General features: G+C 65.0%; 19 protein-coding genes. 17 read left to right on the plus strand and 2 right to left on the minus strand.

The genetic code is table 11. From position 1 onward, the window contains the following. Nucleotides 1-14: 14 nt before the first annotated feature. From GPA27_RS02560 to GPA27_RS02585, 6 genes are all read left to right on the plus strand, one after another. Nucleotides 15-1,862: an aldehyde ferredoxin oxidoreductase family protein gene (locus tag GPA27_RS02560; RefSeq protein ID WP_169137511.1), complete on the plus strand. Its 1,848-nt coding sequence runs from the start codon at nucleotides 15-17 to the stop codon at nucleotides 1,860-1,862. A 93-nt stretch (nucleotides 1,863-1,955) separates the two neighbouring features. Then, a complete protein-coding gene (locus GPA27_RS02565; RefSeq protein WP_169137513.1) occupies nucleotides 1,956-3,227 on the plus strand; it encodes an NAD(P)/FAD-dependent oxidoreductase in 1,272 nt (423 codons plus the stop codon). A 19-nt stretch (nucleotides 3,228-3,246) separates the two neighbouring features. Then, nucleotides 3,247-3,498 (plus strand): sulfur carrier protein ThiS, encoded by a 252-nt coding sequence (gene thiS, locus GPA27_RS02570; RefSeq protein WP_169137515.1) that lies wholly within the window; start codon nucleotides 3,247-3,249, stop codon nucleotides 3,496-3,498. Between the two features lie 109 nt (nucleotides 3,499-3,607). Continuing rightward, on the plus strand, nucleotides 3,608-3,916 hold the full coding sequence (locus GPA27_RS02575) for a hypothetical protein (RefSeq protein WP_169137517.1): 309 nt from the start codon (nucleotides 3,608-3,610) through the stop codon (nucleotides 3,914-3,916). 90 nt (nucleotides 3,917-4,006) lie between these two features. Beyond that, a complete protein-coding gene (locus tag GPA27_RS02580; protein ID WP_169137615.1) occupies nucleotides 4,007-4,711 on the plus strand; it encodes an ABC transporter permease in 705 nt (234 codons plus the stop codon). A 2-nt stretch (nucleotides 4,712-4,713) separates the two neighbouring features. Beyond that, a complete protein-coding gene (locus GPA27_RS02585; RefSeq protein ID WP_211164798.1) occupies nucleotides 4,714-5,427 on the plus strand; it encodes an ABC transporter ATP-binding protein in 714 nt (237 codons plus the stop codon). Between the two features lie 5 nt (nucleotides 5,428-5,432). Here GPA27_RS02585 and GPA27_RS02590 read toward each other — a convergent pair whose 3' ends face one another. Continuing rightward, nucleotides 5,433-6,329: a LysR family transcriptional regulator gene (locus GPA27_RS02590; RefSeq protein WP_169137519.1), complete on the minus strand. Its 897-nt coding sequence runs from the start codon at nucleotides 6,327-6,329 to the stop codon at nucleotides 5,433-5,435. Nucleotides 6,330-6,436: 107 nt separating this feature from the next. Here GPA27_RS02590 and GPA27_RS02595 point away from each other — a divergent pair, with 107 nt between their 5' ends. The 9 genes from GPA27_RS02595 to GPA27_RS02635 all read left to right on the plus strand — a co-directional run bounded on the left by GPA27_RS02595 (nucleotide 6,437) and on the right by GPA27_RS02635 (nucleotide 14,237). After that, nucleotides 6,437-7,309: an SDR family oxidoreductase gene (locus tag GPA27_RS02595; protein WP_169137521.1), complete on the plus strand. Its 873-nt coding sequence runs from the start codon at nucleotides 6,437-6,439 to the stop codon at nucleotides 7,307-7,309. A 38-nt stretch (nucleotides 7,310-7,347) separates the two neighbouring features. Continuing rightward, a complete protein-coding gene (locus GPA27_RS02600; RefSeq protein WP_169137523.1) occupies nucleotides 7,348-7,890 on the plus strand; it encodes a cytochrome b in 543 nt (180 codons plus the stop codon). Nucleotides 7,891-7,916: 26 nt separating this feature from the next. Beyond that, nucleotides 7,917-8,510, plus strand: coding sequence for a YceI family protein (locus GPA27_RS02605; protein WP_169137525.1), 594 nt, complete (start codon nucleotides 7,917-7,919; stop codon nucleotides 8,508-8,510). Between the two features lie 59 nt (nucleotides 8,511-8,569). Next, on the plus strand, nucleotides 8,570-9,148 hold the full coding sequence (locus GPA27_RS02610; RefSeq protein ID WP_169137619.1) for a YceI family protein: 579 nt from the start codon (nucleotides 8,570-8,572) through the stop codon (nucleotides 9,146-9,148). A gap of 100 nt (nucleotides 9,149-9,248) precedes the next feature. After that, on the plus strand, nucleotides 9,249-9,494 hold the full coding sequence (locus tag GPA27_RS02615; RefSeq protein ID WP_169137527.1) for a CDGSH iron-sulfur domain-containing protein: 246 nt from the start codon (nucleotides 9,249-9,251) through the stop codon (nucleotides 9,492-9,494). A 267-nt stretch (nucleotides 9,495-9,761) separates the two neighbouring features. Further along, nucleotides 9,762-10,283, plus strand: coding sequence for a hypothetical protein (locus GPA27_RS02620; RefSeq protein ID WP_169137529.1), 522 nt, complete (start codon nucleotides 9,762-9,764; stop codon nucleotides 10,281-10,283). A gap of 424 nt (nucleotides 10,284-10,707) precedes the next feature. Then, nucleotides 10,708-11,049: a c-type cytochrome gene (locus GPA27_RS02625; protein WP_256222750.1), complete on the plus strand. Its 342-nt coding sequence runs from the start codon at nucleotides 10,708-10,710 to the stop codon at nucleotides 11,047-11,049. Nucleotides 11,050-11,115: 66 nt separating this feature from the next. Beyond that, entirely contained in the window at nucleotides 11,116-12,072 is a 957-nt protein-coding gene (locus GPA27_RS02630) for a DmsE family decaheme c-type cytochrome (RefSeq protein WP_169137531.1), read from the plus strand. 20 nt (nucleotides 12,073-12,092) lie between these two features. Then, a complete protein-coding gene (locus tag GPA27_RS02635) occupies nucleotides 12,093-14,237 on the plus strand; it encodes an MtrB/PioB family decaheme-associated outer membrane protein (RefSeq protein WP_169137533.1) in 2,145 nt (714 codons plus the stop codon). Nucleotides 14,238-14,411: 174 nt separating this feature from the next. Here GPA27_RS02635 and moaC read toward each other — a convergent pair whose 3' ends face one another. Continuing rightward, a complete protein-coding gene (gene moaC / locus GPA27_RS02640; RefSeq protein WP_169137535.1) occupies nucleotides 14,412-14,906 on the minus strand; it encodes a cyclic pyranopterin monophosphate synthase MoaC in 495 nt (164 codons plus the stop codon). A gap of 78 nt (nucleotides 14,907-14,984) precedes the next feature. Between moaC and GPA27_RS02645 the strand changes: the two genes are divergently transcribed. Next, nucleotides 14,985-16,433: a beta-barrel assembly-enhancing protease gene (locus GPA27_RS02645; RefSeq protein WP_169137537.1), complete on the plus strand. Its 1,449-nt coding sequence runs from the start codon at nucleotides 14,985-14,987 to the stop codon at nucleotides 16,431-16,433. 86 nt (nucleotides 16,434-16,519) lie between these two features. Then, entirely contained in the window at nucleotides 16,520-16,750 is a 231-nt protein-coding gene (locus GPA27_RS02650; RefSeq protein WP_018990453.1) for a sulfurtransferase TusA family protein, read from the plus strand. Nucleotides 16,751-16,814 lie beyond the last annotated feature (64 nt).

The following is a 16,814-nucleotide window of genomic DNA, read 5'->3' on the forward strand; positions in this document are numbered from 1 at the left end:
AGGAGAGGAATACCATGGCATGGAATCGCAAGCTGCTGCGGGTGAACCTCACCCAGGGCACGTGCAAGGAAGAGCCCCTCAACATGGAGTGGGCCAACGAATACCTCGGGTCGCGCGGCCTCTCGGCCAAGTATCTGGTCTCCGAGATCGATCCCAAGGTCGATCCGCTGTCGCCCGACAACAAACTGATCATGGCGACCGGCCCGCTCACCGGCACGATGGCCTCCACCGGCGGCCGCTATACCGTGAGCTGCAAGGGGCCGCTCACCGGCGCGATCGCCTGTTCCAACTCGGGCGGTTTCTTCGGCGCCGAGCTGAAGTTCGCCGGTTGGGACATGATCATCTTCGAAGGCCGGTCGCCCAAGCCCGTCTACCTCTTCATCGAGAACGACAAGGCGGAACTGCGCGACGCCTCGCACCTGTGGGGCACCAGCTGCTGGCACACCGAGGAGCAGATCAAGGCCGATCACCAGGACCCGCTGATCCGCGTCTCCTCGATCGGCAAGGCGGGCGAGAACCAGGTGCTGTTCGCGGTCGTCATCAATGACCTGCACCGCGCGGCCGGCCGATCGGGCGTGGGCGCCGTGATGGGCTCGAAGAACCTCAAGGCGGTCGCGATCCGCGGCACCAAGGGCGTTGCGGGCATCAAGGACTTCCCGGCCTTTCTCAAGGCCACGGCGGACGCGAAGAAGGTGCTCGCCGACAATGCCGTCACCGGCCAGGGCCTGCCGAAGTTCGGCACCCAGGTGCTGATGAACGTCATCAACGAGATCGGCGCACTGCCCACGCGCAACCACCGCGACGTGCAGTTCGAGGACGCCTCCAAGATTTCCGCCGAGGCGATGCACGAGAAGCGCCCGAGCGACGGCAAGTCGCACCTCGTCACCAACGCCGCGTGCTTCGGCTGCACCATCGCCTGCGGGCGCATCTCGCAGCTCGACAAGAACCATTTCACCGTCAAGAACAGCCCGCAGTACTGGGGTGCGTCGGGCGGCCTGGAATACGAAGCGGCGTGGGCGCTCGGTGCGGCCAACGGCGTCGGCGACCTCGAGGCGCTGCAGTACGCCAACATGCTGTGCAACGAGCAGGGCATGGACCCGATCTCCTTCGGCGCCACCGTCGGCGCGGCGATGGAGCTCTATGAGATGGGTGTGCTGAAGAAGGAAGAGATGGGCATCGACACGCCCTTCGGTTCCGCTGAGGCGCTGGCGAAACTCGCCGAGATGACCGCCAATGGCGAAGGTTTCGGCAAGGAGATCGGTCAGGGCTCCGCGCGCATGTGCGCGAAGTACGGCCACCCCGAGCTGTCGATGAGCGTCAAGAAGCAGGAATTCCCTGCCTACGACTCGCGCGGCATCCAGGGCATGGGCCTCGCGTACGCGACGTCCAACCGCGGCGCGTGCCACCTGCGCGGCTACACCGTCGCCTCCGAAGTGCTGGGCATCCCGGTCAAGACGGACCCGCTCGTCACCGAAGGCAAGGCCGAACTCGTGAAGGCCTTCCAGGACGCCACCGCGGTGTTCGACGCGGCCGGCATCTGCGTGTTCACGTCCTTCGCGTGGACGCTCGCCGACGTGCAGCCGCAACTCGCGGCGGCCTGCGGCGAGGAATGGACGATGGAGAAGCTCAACGCGGTCGGCGAGCGCATCTGGAACCTCGAGCGCCAGTTCAACAACGCGGCCGGCTTCACCGCCAAGGACGACAATCTGCCGCCGCGCCTGTTGACGGAACCGGCCAAGACCGGCCCGGCGAAGGGACTCGTCAACGGCCTCGACAAGATGCTGCCCGAGTACTACAAGGTGCGCGGCTGGACGCCCGACGGCGTGCCGACCGCGGAAACTCTGGCGCGACTCGGACTCTGAGCATCGCCTGACGCTCGCCTGTCGAGCGTGTGAGCCCTTCCCGGCGGCCCGCTGCCGGGAAGGGTGCCTCATCGCCCAAACGAGGACGAACCCATGAAACACGTGATACTCGGCAACGGACCCGCCGGCGTCGTAGCGGCCGAAACGCTGCGCCGCGCCGCGCCCGCCGACGAGATCCTGATGGTCGGCAGCGAGGACGCCCCGCCGTACTCGCGCATGGCCATTCCCTACCTGCTGGAAGAGAACATCGACGAAACGGGCACTTACCTGCGCAAGGCGCCCGACCATTTCCGCAGGCTGAACATCGGCGAACTGCGCGCTCGCGCCGTGTCGCTGGATACCGACAAGCGCCGCATCCTGTTCCACGACGGCCACTTCGAGGACTACGACCGCCTGCTGGTCGCGACCGGCTCGCATCCGGTGCGTCCGCCGATCCCCGGCGTCGACCTGCCTGAAGTGCAGACCTGCTGGACGCTGGACGACGCCCGCGCGATCGCCAGTCTGGCGAAGCCCGGATCGCGCGTGCTGCAACTCGGCGCCGGCTTCATCGGCTGCATCATCATGCAGGCGCTCGCCGCCCGCGGCGTGAAGCTCACCGTCGTCGAGATGGGCGACCGCATGGTGCCGCGCATGATGACACCCAAGGCCGGCGGCATGATCAAGAGCTGGGTCGAGCACAAGGGGGTCCGCGTCGTCACCAACGCCGGCGTGCAGCGCATCGACCGCGGGGCGGCGGCAGGCAGCATCGATGTGACCCTGTCGACCGGCGAAGTGCTGCCCTGCGACCTCGTCATCGTCGCGGCCGGCGTCGCGCCCAACGTCGCCTTCCTCGATTCCACCCCCGTCCATGTCGCCAAGGGCGTGCTCGTCGACGACAAGCTCGAAACCAGCGTCCCGGGCATCTTCGCCGCCGGCGACGTCGCCGAGGCGCCCGACCTCTTCACCGGTGCCCACCTCGTTGCCGCAATCCAGCCCAATGCCGCCGACCAGGCCCGTGTGGCCGCGCTCAACATGGCGGGGCGCCACACGAAGCTCAACGGCGTGCTTGCGATCAACGTGCTCGACACGCTGGGGCTGATCTCGGCGTCCTTCGGCCAGTGGTGGGGCGAGGGGAGCGAAACCGGCGGAGCAGGGGTCGAACACGTCGACGAGAAACGCTTCCGCTACCTCAGCCTGCAGTTCAAGGACGACGTGATGATCGGCGCAACCTCCATCGGTCTCACCCAGCACGTCGGCGCGCTGCGCGGTCTGATCCACGGGCAGGTGAAGCTCGGGGCATGGAAGGAACGGCTGCTCGCCAACCCGCTGCAGTTCGTCGAAGCGTACGTCGCCCGCTCGCAGCAACCCATGGCGCTCGCGCGCTGATGCCGGAGTGGATGCGCCCATGAAGATCGGCTTCAAGCTTTTCGCCTCGCTCACCGACCACCTCCCGTCCGACCGCAAGGGCAACCGCATCGAACTGGAAGTCGGCGAGGGGACGACCATCGCCGAGCTGATCATGCGCTTCAATGTTCCCGAGCGCAGCGCGCATCTCGTGCTCGTCAATGGCCACTTCGTCCCGCCCGCGCAGCGCGCCTCGCGGCGGCTCGCGGACGGCGACGAACTGGCCATCTGGCCGCCCATCGCCGGCGGCTGAATTCTGCGCCTTCCTGTTCCGGCTCCGCGAGGACCGCAGCCACGCGACCGCGGCTGGAGGGAACCCGCAGAGTGAGCACCGCATGCCACACATGACAGGAGAGCGCTCGTTGGCGTTTGTCAGCGGCCCCGTGCCGGAGCGCTTTGAGCGTGACGTGACCGCCTCGCCAGCCGAATTCGAGCGCGATCTGCGCAAGGCGTCGCCCTGCACGGTGGAAGCCGTCGGACCCGATCATTTCCGTCTGTGCGCCGGGCCGACCCGGCTCGACATCCATCTTGCCGCGCGCGGCGCGCGTCGGCTAGGCCTGCTTCAATTGCAGACGCTCGGCGTGCGTTACGAATTCTCCGGCGGAACCGAATCCGACCGCAGGGCCTTGCTCGTTCTGCTCGATCGCGCGATGCAGCGAGGCGGAGGTTGACCTGGCTGATGAGGCCGCGGATGAGGCGGTTCCCGAGCCGCATGCGGCGCAGGGCTGCCGAAGCGCGGCGCTTGCGCTATGCTCCGCCGAATGTACGGACTTGCCGCGACCTTCGCCGATGCCTTCGCTCTCCTCGCCACCTTCGATCACCGCGCGGTCGAAATTGTAAGCCTGTCGCTGCAGGTCAGCGTTTCGGCCGTGATCCTCGGCACCCTCATCGGTCTGCCCCTCGGTGCCTGTCTCGCCGTAGGCCGCTTCCCCGGGCGGAGTGCGGCGCTGGTGGTCATCAACGGGCTGATGGGCGCACCTTCCGTCGTTGTCGGCGTGGTCGTCTATCTGATCCTGTCGCGCTCCGGCCCGCTCGGCGGGCTGGGAATGCTCTACACGCCCGCTGCGATGGTCGCCGCGCAGACCCTGCTGGTCGTCCCCCTGATGGCCGCCATCGCCCGCCAGATCATCGAGGATACCTGGCAGCGCTATGCCGAGGAGTTCAGGGCGATGCGTTTCACATGGCTGCAAAGCGTCACGACGCTGCTGTATGACTGCCGCCATTCCCTGCTCGTTGCCGTCCTCGCCGGACTCGGACGCGCCATGAGCGAAGTCGGCGCGGTGATGATCGTCGGCGGCAACATCGACCATGCGACGCGCGTCATGACCACCGCGATCGCGCTGGAAACCAGCAAGGGCGACCTGCCGCTCGCGATCGCGTTGGGCATCGTGCTCGTCGCGGTCATCCTGGTCCTCAACGCCGCCGCATTCGCGATGCGGGCGTGGGCGATGCGCAGGTACGGCTGAGCATGTTCCCGCTGCGCCTGCATGACGTCCGCTTCCAGCCCAACGGCCGCAAGGTCCTCGACGGCGTCGAGCTCGAGCTGGGCGGCGAGGGCATCACGCTCGTGCTCGGCCCCAACGGCGCGGGCAAGAGCGTGCTGCTGCGCACGATCTGCGGCCTGCTCGAACCGACCGGCGGGCGGATCGACTGGGGCGGCGGCGCGCGCCCCCATCTCGGCGTGATGATGGTGTTCCAGCATCCGATGATGCTGCGCGCCTCGGTGCTGGAAAACGTCGCCCTTGCGCTCAAGCCCCACGGCGTACCGCGCATCGAGCGCCGCCACCGCGCCGCCCGCGTGCTCGATCGCGTCGGCCTGCTCGCACGCGCGTCCGAGAGCGCCAGACTGCTGTCCGGCGGCGAGCAGCAGCGCCTCGCGCTGGCCCGCGCCTGGGTGACCGCGCCGCGCCTGCTGCTGCTGGACGAACCCACCGCCAGCCTCGACCCCTCCGCGACGGCCGAAGTCGAACGCATCGTCCGCGAGATCCGTACCGACGGCACCCGCATCCTCATGACCACGCACAATCTCGGGCAGGCCACCCGCCTCGGCGACGACGTCGTCTTCATGAGCGCCGGACGGGTGCGCGAACACGCCCCGGTGCAGCGCTTCTTCGCCCGTCCTGCATCCGACGAAGCCCGCCTGTTCATCCAGGGCGAGCTGCCGTGGCGGATGAACTTCTGAGCCGTTCAGTCCCAGTATGGGACCGGCCCGATGCGCTCCGCCAGATAGTCGACCAGCGTGCGCACCCGGTGCGGCACATAGCGCGTGCCGGGAAACACCGCGTAGATGTGCAGCTCGGTGGCCGAGTACTCCGGCAGCAGCACCTCCAGCAGCCCGGCGTGGACCGCCTGCGAAGTCAGGAAGGTCGGCTCGCGCACGATCCCCAGCCCGCGGATCGCCGCGTCGAGCAGGGCATCCCCGTTATTGGCGCGGAATCGCCCCTTGATCGGCACCGAATACTGCTCCCCGTTCACGCTGAAGCTCCAGCCGAGGCTCGAGCCCAGCGTGTAGGTCAGGCAGTGGTGCTGCAGCAGCTCGTCGGGATGCTGCGGTCGCCCGTGGCGGTCCAGATAATCCGGCGAGGCGACCACCGTCAGCGAGCTGCAGCTCAGGCGGCGGATCACCAGCGACGGATCGATCTGCTCCGAAATGCGCACGGCGAAATCCATCCCTTCCTCGATCAGATTCACGCGCCGGTCGCTGAACTCGACGTCCACGCTGACTTCCGGGTAGGTCGTGATGAAGTCCGCAACGAGCGGCATCAGGTGGCGCACACCAAAGCTCATCGGCACGCTGGCGCGGATCTGGCCGCGCGGCGCCTGCTTCTCACCCGCCAGGTCGCCCTCTGCCGCCTCGACCATCGCCAGGATTTCGCGGCACTTCTCCAGGTAGGCCGAACCGGATGAGGTCAGGCTCAGCCTGCGCGTGCTGCGCGCGAGCAGCTTCGTGCCCAGGTGTGCCTCGAGCGCAGCGATCTGCCGCGTGATCGCCGAGCGGGCGACATTCAGCCGGTCCGCCACCGCGGTAAAGCTTCCCGCTTCCGCAACGCGAACAAACACTTCCATTGCCTGCAGGCGATCCATTGTTGTCCTTGTCGCAACAAAGAGTTTGCTTGGTTCCGCTATTTTAGAACCAATCAATCCCATAAAGTGCGCCCATACGCTAACGACGCACCGCCAAGGACGACCACATGATTCTCGTAACCGGAGCAACAGGGCAGTTGGGCCTGCAGATCGTGCAGCAGCTCGCCGTGCGACTTCCCGGCGCGGGTGCCGGCCGGCTTGCCGTCAGCGTCCGCGACCCCGAGCGGGCCGGGGCGCTTGCGGCGCGCGGCATCGAAGTGCGCCGTGGCAACTTCGACCAACCCGAAGCCCTGCGTGCGACGTTCGCCGGCGCATCGCGCCTGGTGATCGTGTCGACCGACGGCCCCAAGGCCCAACGCATCGCGCAGCACCGCAACGCGATCGAAGCCGCACGAGCCGCCGGCGTCGAACACATCCTCTACACCAGCTTCCTCGACGCCGACGCCGCGTCGCCGTCCGAGTTCGCACAGGTTCATGCCGACAGCGAGGCAGCGCTCGTCGCATCCGGCGTCGGTCACACCATCCTGCGCAACGGCATGTACGCCGACTTCCTGCCGATGACTTTCGCCGGCGCACTGAATTGCGGCCTGCTTCAGCTGCCGGCGGGGGTGGGCAGGGTCAGCTACCTGTCGCGCAACGAGCTTGCCGCGGCCATTGCCGCCGCAACGGTCGCGCCGCGGCTCGAAAAGTGCATCTACGAACTCACGGGCCAGACCGCCCACGACTATCACGACCTCGCCGCACGCGTGGGCACCGCAACCGGGAAGACGCTGCGCTACGAATCGGTCGGCGAGGACGCCTACGCCGGCGTGCTCGAGGGTGTCGGCACGCCCGCCTGGCTCGCCCGCGCCATGGCCAACATGTTCACCGCCGTCGCTGCGGGCCGTCTGGCGCGCACCACCAACGATTTTGCTGCGCTGGTCGGTCACCCGCCCAAGTCGATCGACTGCCTCATCGCGGAATTTTTCCGCGCGGTCTGAGTGCTGAAACGAAAACAACAGGAACAGGGGGAAACGCGATGAATGCTCCGGGCCAATATTCGAAACCGGCGGTAATCGTTCACTGGATGATCGCGATCCTCGTGCTCGTCGCCTTGCCGCTCGGCTACTACATGACCGATCTGTCCCTGTCGCCGCGCAAGCTGCAGCTCATCTCCTGGCACAAGTGGATCGGCTTCACGGTGCTGCTGCTGTTCATTCCCCGCCTGATCGTGCGCCTGACGCGGCCGGTGCCCGCGCCGGTCGACACCATGCCCGGCTGGCAGCGCGCAGTGGCGTCGATCACCCACGTCGTGCTCTACGCGCTGATCATCGGCGTGCCGCTCTCCGGCTGGATGATGAGCTCGGCCAAGGGCTTCCCCGTCGTCTATCTGGGCCTCGTTCCGCTGCCCGATCTCGTCGGCAAGGACGAAGCGCTCGGCGACCTGCTCAAGTCTGCTCACGAGCTCCTCACGTCCGGTCTGCTGATCCTCGTGGGCCTGCATATCGCCGCCGCACTCAAACACCACATCATCGACCGCGACGAAACGCTGGTGCGGATGGTGCCCCTGCTCAAACGCTGAACCGGATAGTCAAAGGAATACACCTCATGAACAGCAAACGACTTCTTGCCGCCGCCCTCGTGTCCCTGATTCTGCCGCTGGCCGGCGCGGGAGCATATGCGGCGCAACCAGCAGGCTCGTTCGACCAGGTGCTACCGGCCAAGAACCGTATCGATTTTGTCTTCAAGCAGATGAACGTGCCGGTCAAGGGCCACTTCAAGAAGGCCAATGTCAATCTCGTCTTCGATCCGGCCGCGCCCGCGAAAACGACCGTTCGCCTCGACCTCGACCTCGGCAGCATCGACGCCGGCTCCGCCGACGCGAACAGTGAAGTGGTCGGCAAGCCCTGGTTCGACCTCAAGACCTTCCCCACCGCGACCTTCGTCTCGTCGTCCGTGAAGCCTCTCGGCGGCGACCGTTATGAAATGACCGGCAAGCTCACGATCAAGGGCAAGACCCGCGACGTGACGACTCCGGTAACCGTCACGCAGAACGGCAACACCGCTGCGTTCGACGGTGGTTTCACCCTCAATCGCCTGGAGTTCGCCATCGGCGACGGCACCTGGTCCGACACCTCGATCGTTGCCGACGAGGTCAAGGTCAGCTTCCACGTCGAAGCCGAACGCCGCGCTGCGAAATAGTCCCGAACCATCGTCTTTTCGAACCGTTTCGAATCATTCCCGAACCCAGGAGTTTCATGATGAAGCAACTCAAGCGCCTCGCACTCGCGTCCATCCTCGCCGCCTCCGTCGCCGCCCCCGCCGTGGCCGCCCCCGAGACCTTCGATATCGACGGCTCGCACACTTTCGCGCGCTTCGCCTACAGCCACTTCGGCTATTCGAAGCAGGAAAGCCGCTTCAACAAGACCACCGGCACGATCAAGCTCGACCGCGCCGCGAAAGCCGGCTCGGTCGACGTCGCGATCGACGCCAAGTCGGTGGATACCGGCTTTGAGATGTTCAACGGCCACATCCAGGGCGAGGACTTCTTCCACACCGAGAAGTACCCGACGATCACCTTCAAGTCGACGAAGCTGAACTTCAACGGCGACAAACTCGCCTCGGTCGACGGCAACCTGACCATCAAGGGCGTCACCAAGCCGGTGAAGCTCGAAGTCACCTCCTTCCACTGCATGGAGCACCCGATGCTCAAGAAGGAAGCCTGCGGCGCGAACGCCGCGGCCGTGGTCAAGCGTTCCGATTTCGGTGCCGGCAAGTTCGCCCCCCACGTTGGCGACGACGTCACGCTCGAGATCGCTGTCGAAGCGGTCAAGCAGTAATCCGGCAGTTCCGTCTCCATTGATCCCGCCCCCTGGGGATCACTTTCACCACCCCGGAATTTCGGGGTGGTTTTTTATCCGCCGCATTAGGAGTTGATGCATGTCGAACGAATCCGCAAATATCGCCCAGAAATCCCCCTACGCAGTCGACATCGAGGCCGGCAAGAGCTACTGGTGGTGTTCCTGTGGCAAGAGCGCCAAGCAACCGTTCTGCGACGGTTCCCACCAGGGAAGCAGCTTCACCCCGGTCGAGTACAAGGCCGAGGACACCAAGACCGCCTACTTCTGCGGCTGTAAGCAGTCGGGCAACGGCGTGATGTGCGACGGCGCCCACCAGAAGCTGTAAATCACCGTTGTTCCGGCGCGGAACCGCACATCCGCGGGGCTCGTGACCGGGGCACATTCCCGTCTATCGGTCCACTTTTGGGGAAGTTCACCCGCAACATTCCCCTACTTGTGTGCAGTTGTAAGAACAGCCCGATCCGCTCGATGCGGGAGTGATAATTGCGCCACGAGCGCGCTCCGGCCTGGCTCCACTGCGGAATCCCCAGCCCGCAGCATCCGCAGCCCGCGCAGATTTCGCGCTCCGTCTCCATCATTTCGGGCTGCCAACATGAGACGTTGCGCCGCGGCCTTGGCCGCAAGTCTTCCGCTCCTCGCGCACGGCGCGTTGGTCGCCGGCGAGCATCTCGATCGCGCTGTCCGCAGCGATCCACATGGCGCCGAGCACTTCGGCGCCCAGCTCGTCCTCACCCCCGACGAGACGCACTTCCTGAAGGTGTGGCGCGTGTCGAATACGCCCCTGCGGCTCCCCGCCACGGCAACCGTCCGGCGCGGGTCGTCCGTCACCGCCATGCTCGTCTTCCAGGGATGTGCGAGGGATGCTTCCGGACGATGCGATGTCGTCGCCGACCTCGCACTCCAGGCGCCGGACGGAGGGCGCATCCCCGGGGGCTCGACGTCCCTGTGGTCCGCCGAGTCCGTGCCGGGGCGTCTCCATCTCGGCAACGGTAGCATGCAGGTCAGCTTCGATCCGCACGACCGTATCGGCCGCTACAAGGTGATCGCAACTGTCCGCGACCGCGTGTCCGGGCAATCCCTCGTCCTGAGTTCGGGTCTGCAAGTCCTCGAATAGACGCGGCGGCGTTGCCGCTGCGCTCCCCACGACGTCGAGACCTTCCGCATGGATGTTGTCGGAAAGCAAGGTGTCGTCCACCGATCGCTCTTGCTTCCCGCAGTGACGACCGTCGCCGGTTCACCGGCTGGCCGGGAGGTGACACCGGCCCTTCCGCATTACAAATTACTAATTAAGATTTGCTGCATATACATTTAATTAGCCACCAGTAATGAACCGGTGCATGCGCAAATAAGAATCTTGAATAAATATGCGCCATCGTGTCAAGGCCTTGTGTTGTAACGAGGCAATTGTGTCCTTTTGTACGATCGTGTCGAACACCCTTCGAAAATTTGGGGGTATATTCCACCAGCAAAATGTCTGGAGGGAGTCCGTTCAGCTCCCGCGGGCGTTTGGATGCGTATATATTGAAAGGAGAATCAGCGTGAAGGCACGAATTCTTGCGAGCATGATCCTGGTCGGATTGACGGCAGCCCTCGCGACCCCGGCTGCAATGGCTGTGGACGCCGACGCTGCCAAGGCCACCGCCAAGCGCAACGACTGTTTCAAGTGCCATGCGGTCGACAAGACCAAGAAAGGCCCGTCCTACAAGAAGATCTCGGCGAAGTACAAGGACAAGGCAGACGCCGAGCAGAAGATGATCGAGCAGATCACCAAGGAACATAAGGTGAAGCTCGAGGACGGCACCGAAGAAACGCACAAGGTGATCGACACCACCGACAAGGCCGAGATCAAGAATCTCATCGACTGGATCCGCGCTCAGTAAGGCGGCAAGAGATCCGGCGCGCATCGCCGTGGTGCGCGCCACTCATCAGCAAATCAGGGGGTTTATATGAAATCGCTAGGAAAAGCGTTGCGCCTGTGCGCATTCGCGGTCCTCGCCGGGAGCCTGTTCCCGGCGCTGACTGCGACCGCTGCCGAGAAGGAAGTGCCCAAGGACATCGTCCTCACGGGCGATGCAAAATGTACGACCTGTCACGACGAGAACGACTCGCCCGAAGCGCTGCGCATCGGCAAGACGAAACACGGCACCGTCGCCGACAAGCGTACCCCGGGCTGTACGAATTGCCACGGCGAGAGCGAGAAGCACGTCAAGGAAGCCGGTCGCGGCAGCGGCCCGACGCCGCCAGTGGATGTCGGTTTCACCAAGAAGAATCTTTCTTCTGCTGAAGCCCAGAACGCCTCCTGTCTGAACTGCCACCAGGGCAGCACCCGCATCTTCTGGCAGAACAGCACCCACGCCCGTCGTGATGTGACCTGTGCATCCTGTCACTCCATCCACGACAGCCACGACAAGGTTCGCGAAGCCAAGTCGCAGCCCGAAGTGTGCTCGAACTGCCACAAGGAACAGCGTGCGCAATTTGCACGTCCGTCGCACCACCCCGTGCCGGAAGGCCAGATGAGCTGCTCGTCCTGCCACAACGTGCATGGCGACAACCCGTCGCAGCTCGCCAAGCCCAGCGTGAATGAGACCTGCTACTCCTGCCACATGGAAAAGCGCGGCCCGTTCGTGCATAACCACCAGCCGGTTGCCGAAGACTGCGCGATCTGCCACAACCCGCACGGCACCAACGTCGCCAATCTCCTCAAGGCCCGCGCGCCGTACCTGTGTCAGGAATGTCACAGCCACGACAGCCACCCGAGCCAGCTCGCTGGCCTGCCGACTGACCGGACCACCAGCACCTCGCTCCTTGGCACCGTCGGACGTGGCTGCCTGAATTGCCATACCAACATCCATGGCGGCAACAGCACTGTGAACAGCGCCACTGCCGGGCGTTTCCGTCGCTGATCGGGCCGAGGGAGAATGACATGAAAAACTTCAATACAACGTTCAGGCTGACTGCAGTAGCGGCGGCCATGCTTGCGGCATACGGTTCGGCCTTCGCCGAGGATGATGACATCAAGCAGCTCACGAAGCCGGACAGCTCCATCTCGGTGGGTGCCGGCTACTGGTCGAACGATCGGCCGCAGCAGGGCGTCTTCGATGGCATGCGGGATGACCACGGTTACGCCCTGATCGATGCCGACGTCGTCAAGCGCGACGACGCCACGGGCACCTGGTTCAAGTTCAAGGGCGACAGTCTCGGACTGGAGAGCCGCAAGATCTCGGTCGAAGTGCAGCAGCAAGGCAACATGGGCGGCTTCGTGAACTATTCGCGTATTCCGCGCGAGAGCCCGGTGGAGATCCGCTCCGGGATCCGCGGAGTGGGCTCCGAACGGATGACCATCAGCGGCGCCGGCGCCAATGCGTTGCCGTTCCATGATGTCGACCTGGCCACGTACCGCGATCTCATCCATGTCGGGTTCAGCAAGAACCTGCTCAAGGATGTCGACGTCAAGCTCAGCTTCAAGAACGAGGAAAAGAACGGCAGCCGTCACTGGGGCATGGGCAGCCAGGCCCTGTTCCTCGCCGAGCCGATCGACAGCACCACGCAGCAACTCGACGTGACGCTCGAATACAGCGGCGAAAAACTACAAGTTGCAGGCGGCTATGCGGGCAGCTGGTACCGCAATCAGAACGACATGGTCTTCGGGCGGGTGAACGGCGCGGCCCAGCCGGGATCGACCAGCTCGCCCAATCCGGTGCCGCTGTCACTGCCGCTCGACAACGAGGCGCATCAGTTCTTCCTGAACGCCGGCTACTCCTTCACGCCCTCGACGCGCGGCACGCTGAAGGTTTCACGCAGCGTCGCGACGCAGGACGAGTCCCTGCCAAGCCGCAATCTCGCCGCTCCGAACAACGCCTTCGTCGGTGCGCCGCACAAGCTGGATGGCGAGATCGTTACGTCACTCGTCGAGCTCGGTCTGAGTTCGCGGCCGACCAGCAAGCTGTCGCTGAATGCGAACCTGCGTTACTACGACGTCGACGACAACACGCCGCTGGTGGGTTTGGTCGGCAACAACACGACGCGCGTCGTGACGGTGCACAACACGCCGCATTCCTACGAGACCAAGTCTGGCAAGTTCGAGGCCTCGTACCTGTTGCCCCAACGTTTCAAGCTGATCGGCGGCATCGACATCAAGGAGCAGGACCGTTCTGCGCCGAAGTTCGTCAGCGAGCGTTTTGTCCCGTTCAACGAGAAGATCGACGAGACGACCTATCGCGTACAACTTCGTCGTTCGATGTCCGAGACGGTCAACGGTTCGGTCGCGTTCCTGCACAGCATCCGTGACGGTTCGTCGCGCGTGTCACCGCATGATCCCGAGATCTTCGACACGATCAACCCGCTGCACATCTCCGATCGGACCCGTAACAAGGTTCGGCTGTCGATGGACTGGGCGCCGGTCGAGGCCTTCAGCATGCAGTTCAACGTCGAGGATTCGCATGACGACTATGCGAGGGAGGACGGTCGTCCGTTCGGCCTGAAGGACGGTCGTGCGACGCTGGTATCCGTCGATGCGCGCTATGCGGTCTCCGACAAGTGGCAGGTGACCGGCTGGGCATCCCACGATGTTACGCGCGCCAAGCAACTCGCGGGGCGCTGGGCGCAGAACACCGGGATCTTCGAGATGCTGAAGGATGCGAAGCTCGAGGATACGGGGAACTCGGTTGGATTGGGGCTGCGTGGCGCTGTCAGCGCGAAGCTGCAGGTTGGTGCGGACGTGCAATGGACGCGTACCGAGAGCTCGTATGACGAAGATACAACTCTCACCGGGCTTGGCGGCCTGCAGGCGACGTACCCGACCTCCGGCGGCGTGACGGGGCGGCGTTTGGCCGACATCGAAAGCACGCTGACTCGCCTTTCGATGTTTGCACGCTACGCCGTGCGCAAAAACGCCGACGTCCAACTCGACCTGATCCACGAACGTTGGAAGACCGACGACTGGACCTGGAGCTTTGCGGACGGGTCGCCCTTCACCTACGGCACGACCACGGACGGTACCACCGTTTCGATCAAGCCGAAGCAGGTGGCCAATTTCATCGGCATGCGCTACATCTACAAGTTCCAGTAAGCGGTTCTTGTAACGTACGTAGCTCACAACGGGGCGGCGCAAGTCGCCCCGTTTTCATTTGCGATCAGTTCTCGGGAAGAGGTGCGACGGTGATCGCGCGCAAGTTCCGCGGCTGGGGGCGCAAGCCTCTGTCCCGCGCGGGGAAGCGGTTGCCCTGAGGCTTGATGCTGCGGGCTACTGTCCCGCGACCCAGTGTCCCGACTTGCCGCCGAGCTTTTCCATCAGCTGGATGCCGTCCATGCGCATGCCGCGGTCCACGGCTTTGCACATGTCGTAGATGGTGAGCAGTGCGACGTTTACGGCGGTGAGTGCCTCCATCTCCACGCCGGTCCGGCCGACCGTCTCCGCGGTGACGTTGCAGTCGATGCGGCTGTTCGCTTCGTCGAGTTCGAACTCGACGGCGACGCGGGTCAGCGGGATCGGGTGGCACAGGGGGATCAGGTCGCTGGTGCGTTTCGATCCCTGGATCGCCGCGATGCGCGCGATGCCGAGGACGTCGCCCTTTTTCGCGCTGCCGGACTTGACCATCGCGAAGGTCTCCGGCTTCATGCTGATCGACCCGCGGGCGACGGCGACGCGGCGGGTTTCGCTCTTGCTGCCGACGTCCACCATATGGGCCTGGCCCTGGGCGTCGAAGTGGGTGAGGGCGGAGGCTTTCGGCTCGGTCATGGTTGGTATGCGCAGTGTCGTACAGTACGATACATTCCGCGCTGAACGGTTGGTGGTGGGCCGGTATCATAGCACCCGATGATCAGACGAATTCTTATCCTGCTGTTGTGCGTCGCCCTTGTGCCGCCGGTGAATGCGGCCGGTCTGCCGGATCTCGGCGACGTGGGGGCCTCGGAACTCTCGCCGCTTGCCGAACGCAAGCTCGGCGAGTCGATCATGCGCGAGATCCGCTGGCGCGAAGCGAGCTATCTCGACGACCCCGAGGTCGAGGATTACATCAACCGGATGGGACGGCGGCTCGTCGCGGCGAGCTCCGCGCCGCAGCTGGAGTTCGAGTTCTTCGTCGTGCGCGACGGCACGCTGAACGCCTTCGCGATGCCGGGCGGCTTCATCGGCGTGCACACCGGACTGATCGTCACGGCGGAGTCCGAGTCGGAACTGGCCTCGGTGCTCGGGCATGAGGTCGCTCACGTGACGCAGCGGCACATCGCGCAGATGTTCGGCAAGCAGAGCCAGACCAGCATGGTCATGCTCGCCTCGATGCTCGTCGCGGTGCTTGCGGCGCGCGGCGACTCGCAGATCAGCCAGGCGGCGATCGCGGCGGGACAGGCCGGGGCGCTGCAGGCGCAGCTCGGCTACACGCGCGATTTCGAACGCGAGGCCGACCGACTCGGCTTGCAATCGCTCGAAGGCGCCGGCTTCGACGTACGCGGCATGCCCAGCTTTTTCGAGCGGCTGCAGCGTTCGAGCCGCTTCTACGAGAACAACGCGCCGAGCTACCTGCGCACCCACCCGCTGACCCAAGAGCGGATCTCCGACATGGGGAACCGCGTGGCGCAATTGCGTTACCGGCAGGTTCCCGATTCGCCCGATTTCGGCTTCGTGCGCGCGAAGCTGCGCGTCGGAGCGATGCCGCCGATCGATGCCGCGCGCGAATTCGAGGCACAGGTCGCGAAGAATGGCGGCGATGTCGCGCAGCGCTACGGGTACGCGCGCGCGCTGCTCGCGGCCGGTCGTCTCGATGATGCCGGCAAGCAGGTGGAGACCTTGCGGCGCGAGGCCCCGCAGTCGTCCTTTGTGGATATGCTGGCGGCGGAGTTGCGGCTCGCGCAGCGCGACGCTTCGGGTGCGGTGCAGATCCTCGAAGCGGCGCAGAAGCGCTTTCCCGATAGCCAGGCGGCGCGGTACGCGCTGATGGATGCGATGATCCAGGCCGGGCGTGCGCGCGATGCGGGCGCAATGGCGCGGGCGGCGGTGCAGAACCGCAAGGAGGATCCGCGCCTGTGGGCCCTCCTGGCACGCTCGGAAGCCGAGCAGGGGCACCGTGCGGCCCAGCACCGCGCACAGGCCGAGGTGTATGTGCTGCGCGGCGCCGTTCCGGCCGCGATCGAGCAGCTGGAGCTGGCGCGCCGGGCGGGGGACGGTAATTTCTACGAGCTGTCGGCGGTCGATGCGCGCCTGCGCGAACTCAAGGAGCAGGAACGCGAACGCCGCCGCGAGGAACGCAAGAACGGCCGTACGGAATGATAGCCACGACAGTTCCGCTACCGGCTGCGGGCGCGGTTATGGCTATGGAGTAGAATTGCGCTAACTGTCAGTGAGGGTTACGCGTAATGGAGTTTCAAAAGGAAGTCGATGCGCGCGGGCTGACCTGCCCGTTGCCGATTCTGCGGGCCAAGAAGGCGCTCGCCGAGATGAGCGCCGGCCAAGTGCTGCGGGTGCTGGCGACCGATCCCGGTTCGGTGAAGGACTTCCAGGCCTTCGCCCGGCAGACCGGGAACGATCTGCTGCAGCAGGGTGAAACTGCGGACAAGGCGTTCGAGTTCTACCTGAAGCGCAAGTAGGGATCAGGCTGCGCTCCCCTGCATGGCAGGGTGCGGACACAAGAAACAAGGGGGCTGCCCGGTG

Source organism: Aromatoleum toluolicum, assembly GCF_012911005.2.
In the GTDB taxonomy this organism is placed as follows: Bacteria; Pseudomonadota; Gammaproteobacteria; order Burkholderiales; family Rhodocyclaceae; genus Aromatoleum; species Aromatoleum toluolicum.

Bases quoted from the DNA above. Each gene is read 5' to 3' on its own strand.
- GPA27_RS02605 (WP_169137525.1), top strand. From the start codon at position 7,917: ATGAACAGCAAACGACTTCTTGCCGCCGCCCTCGTGTCCCTGATTCTG.
- GPA27_RS02630 (WP_169137531.1), top strand. From the start codon at position 11,116: ATGAAATCGCTAGGAAAAGCGTTGCGCCTGTGCGCATTCGCGGTCCTC.
- moaC (WP_169137535.1), bottom strand. From the start codon at position 14,906: ATGACCGAGCCGAAAGCCTCCGCCCTCACCCACTTCGACGCCCAGGGC.
- GPA27_RS02650 (WP_018990453.1), top strand. From the start codon at position 16,520: ATGGAGTTTCAAAAGGAAGTCGATGCGCGCGGGCTGACCTGCCCGTTG.
- GPA27_RS02595 (WP_169137521.1), top strand. From the start codon at position 6,437: ATGATTCTCGTAACCGGAGCAACAGGGCAGTTGGGCCTGCAGATCGTG.
- GPA27_RS02615 (WP_169137527.1), top strand. From the start codon at position 9,249: ATGTCGAACGAATCCGCAAATATCGCCCAGAAATCCCCCTACGCAGTC.
- GPA27_RS02645 (WP_169137537.1), top strand. From the start codon at position 14,985: ATGATCAGACGAATTCTTATCCTGCTGTTGTGCGTCGCCCTTGTGCCG.
- thiS (WP_169137515.1), top strand. From the start codon at position 3,247: ATGAAGATCGGCTTCAAGCTTTTCGCCTCGCTCACCGACCACCTCCCG.
- GPA27_RS02560 (WP_169137511.1), top strand. From the start codon at position 15: ATGGCATGGAATCGCAAGCTGCTGCGGGTGAACCTCACCCAGGGCACG.
- GPA27_RS02565 (WP_169137513.1), top strand. From the start codon at position 1,956: ATGAAACACGTGATACTCGGCAACGGACCCGCCGGCGTCGTAGCGGCC.
- GPA27_RS02635 (WP_169137533.1), top strand. From the start codon at position 12,093: ATGAAAAACTTCAATACAACGTTCAGGCTGACTGCAGTAGCGGCGGCC.
- GPA27_RS02585 (WP_211164798.1), top strand. From the start codon at position 4,714: ATGTTCCCGCTGCGCCTGCATGACGTCCGCTTCCAGCCCAACGGCCGC.
- GPA27_RS02600 (WP_169137523.1), top strand. From the start codon at position 7,348: ATGAATGCTCCGGGCCAATATTCGAAACCGGCGGTAATCGTTCACTGG.
- GPA27_RS02620 (WP_169137529.1), top strand. From the start codon at position 9,762: ATGAGACGTTGCGCCGCGGCCTTGGCCGCAAGTCTTCCGCTCCTCGCG.
- GPA27_RS02590 (WP_169137519.1), bottom strand. From the start codon at position 6,329: ATGGATCGCCTGCAGGCAATGGAAGTGTTTGTTCGCGTTGCGGAAGCG.
- GPA27_RS02610 (WP_169137619.1), top strand. From the start codon at position 8,570: ATGAAGCAACTCAAGCGCCTCGCACTCGCGTCCATCCTCGCCGCCTCC.
- GPA27_RS02580 (WP_169137615.1), top strand. From the start codon at position 4,007: ATGTACGGACTTGCCGCGACCTTCGCCGATGCCTTCGCTCTCCTCGCC.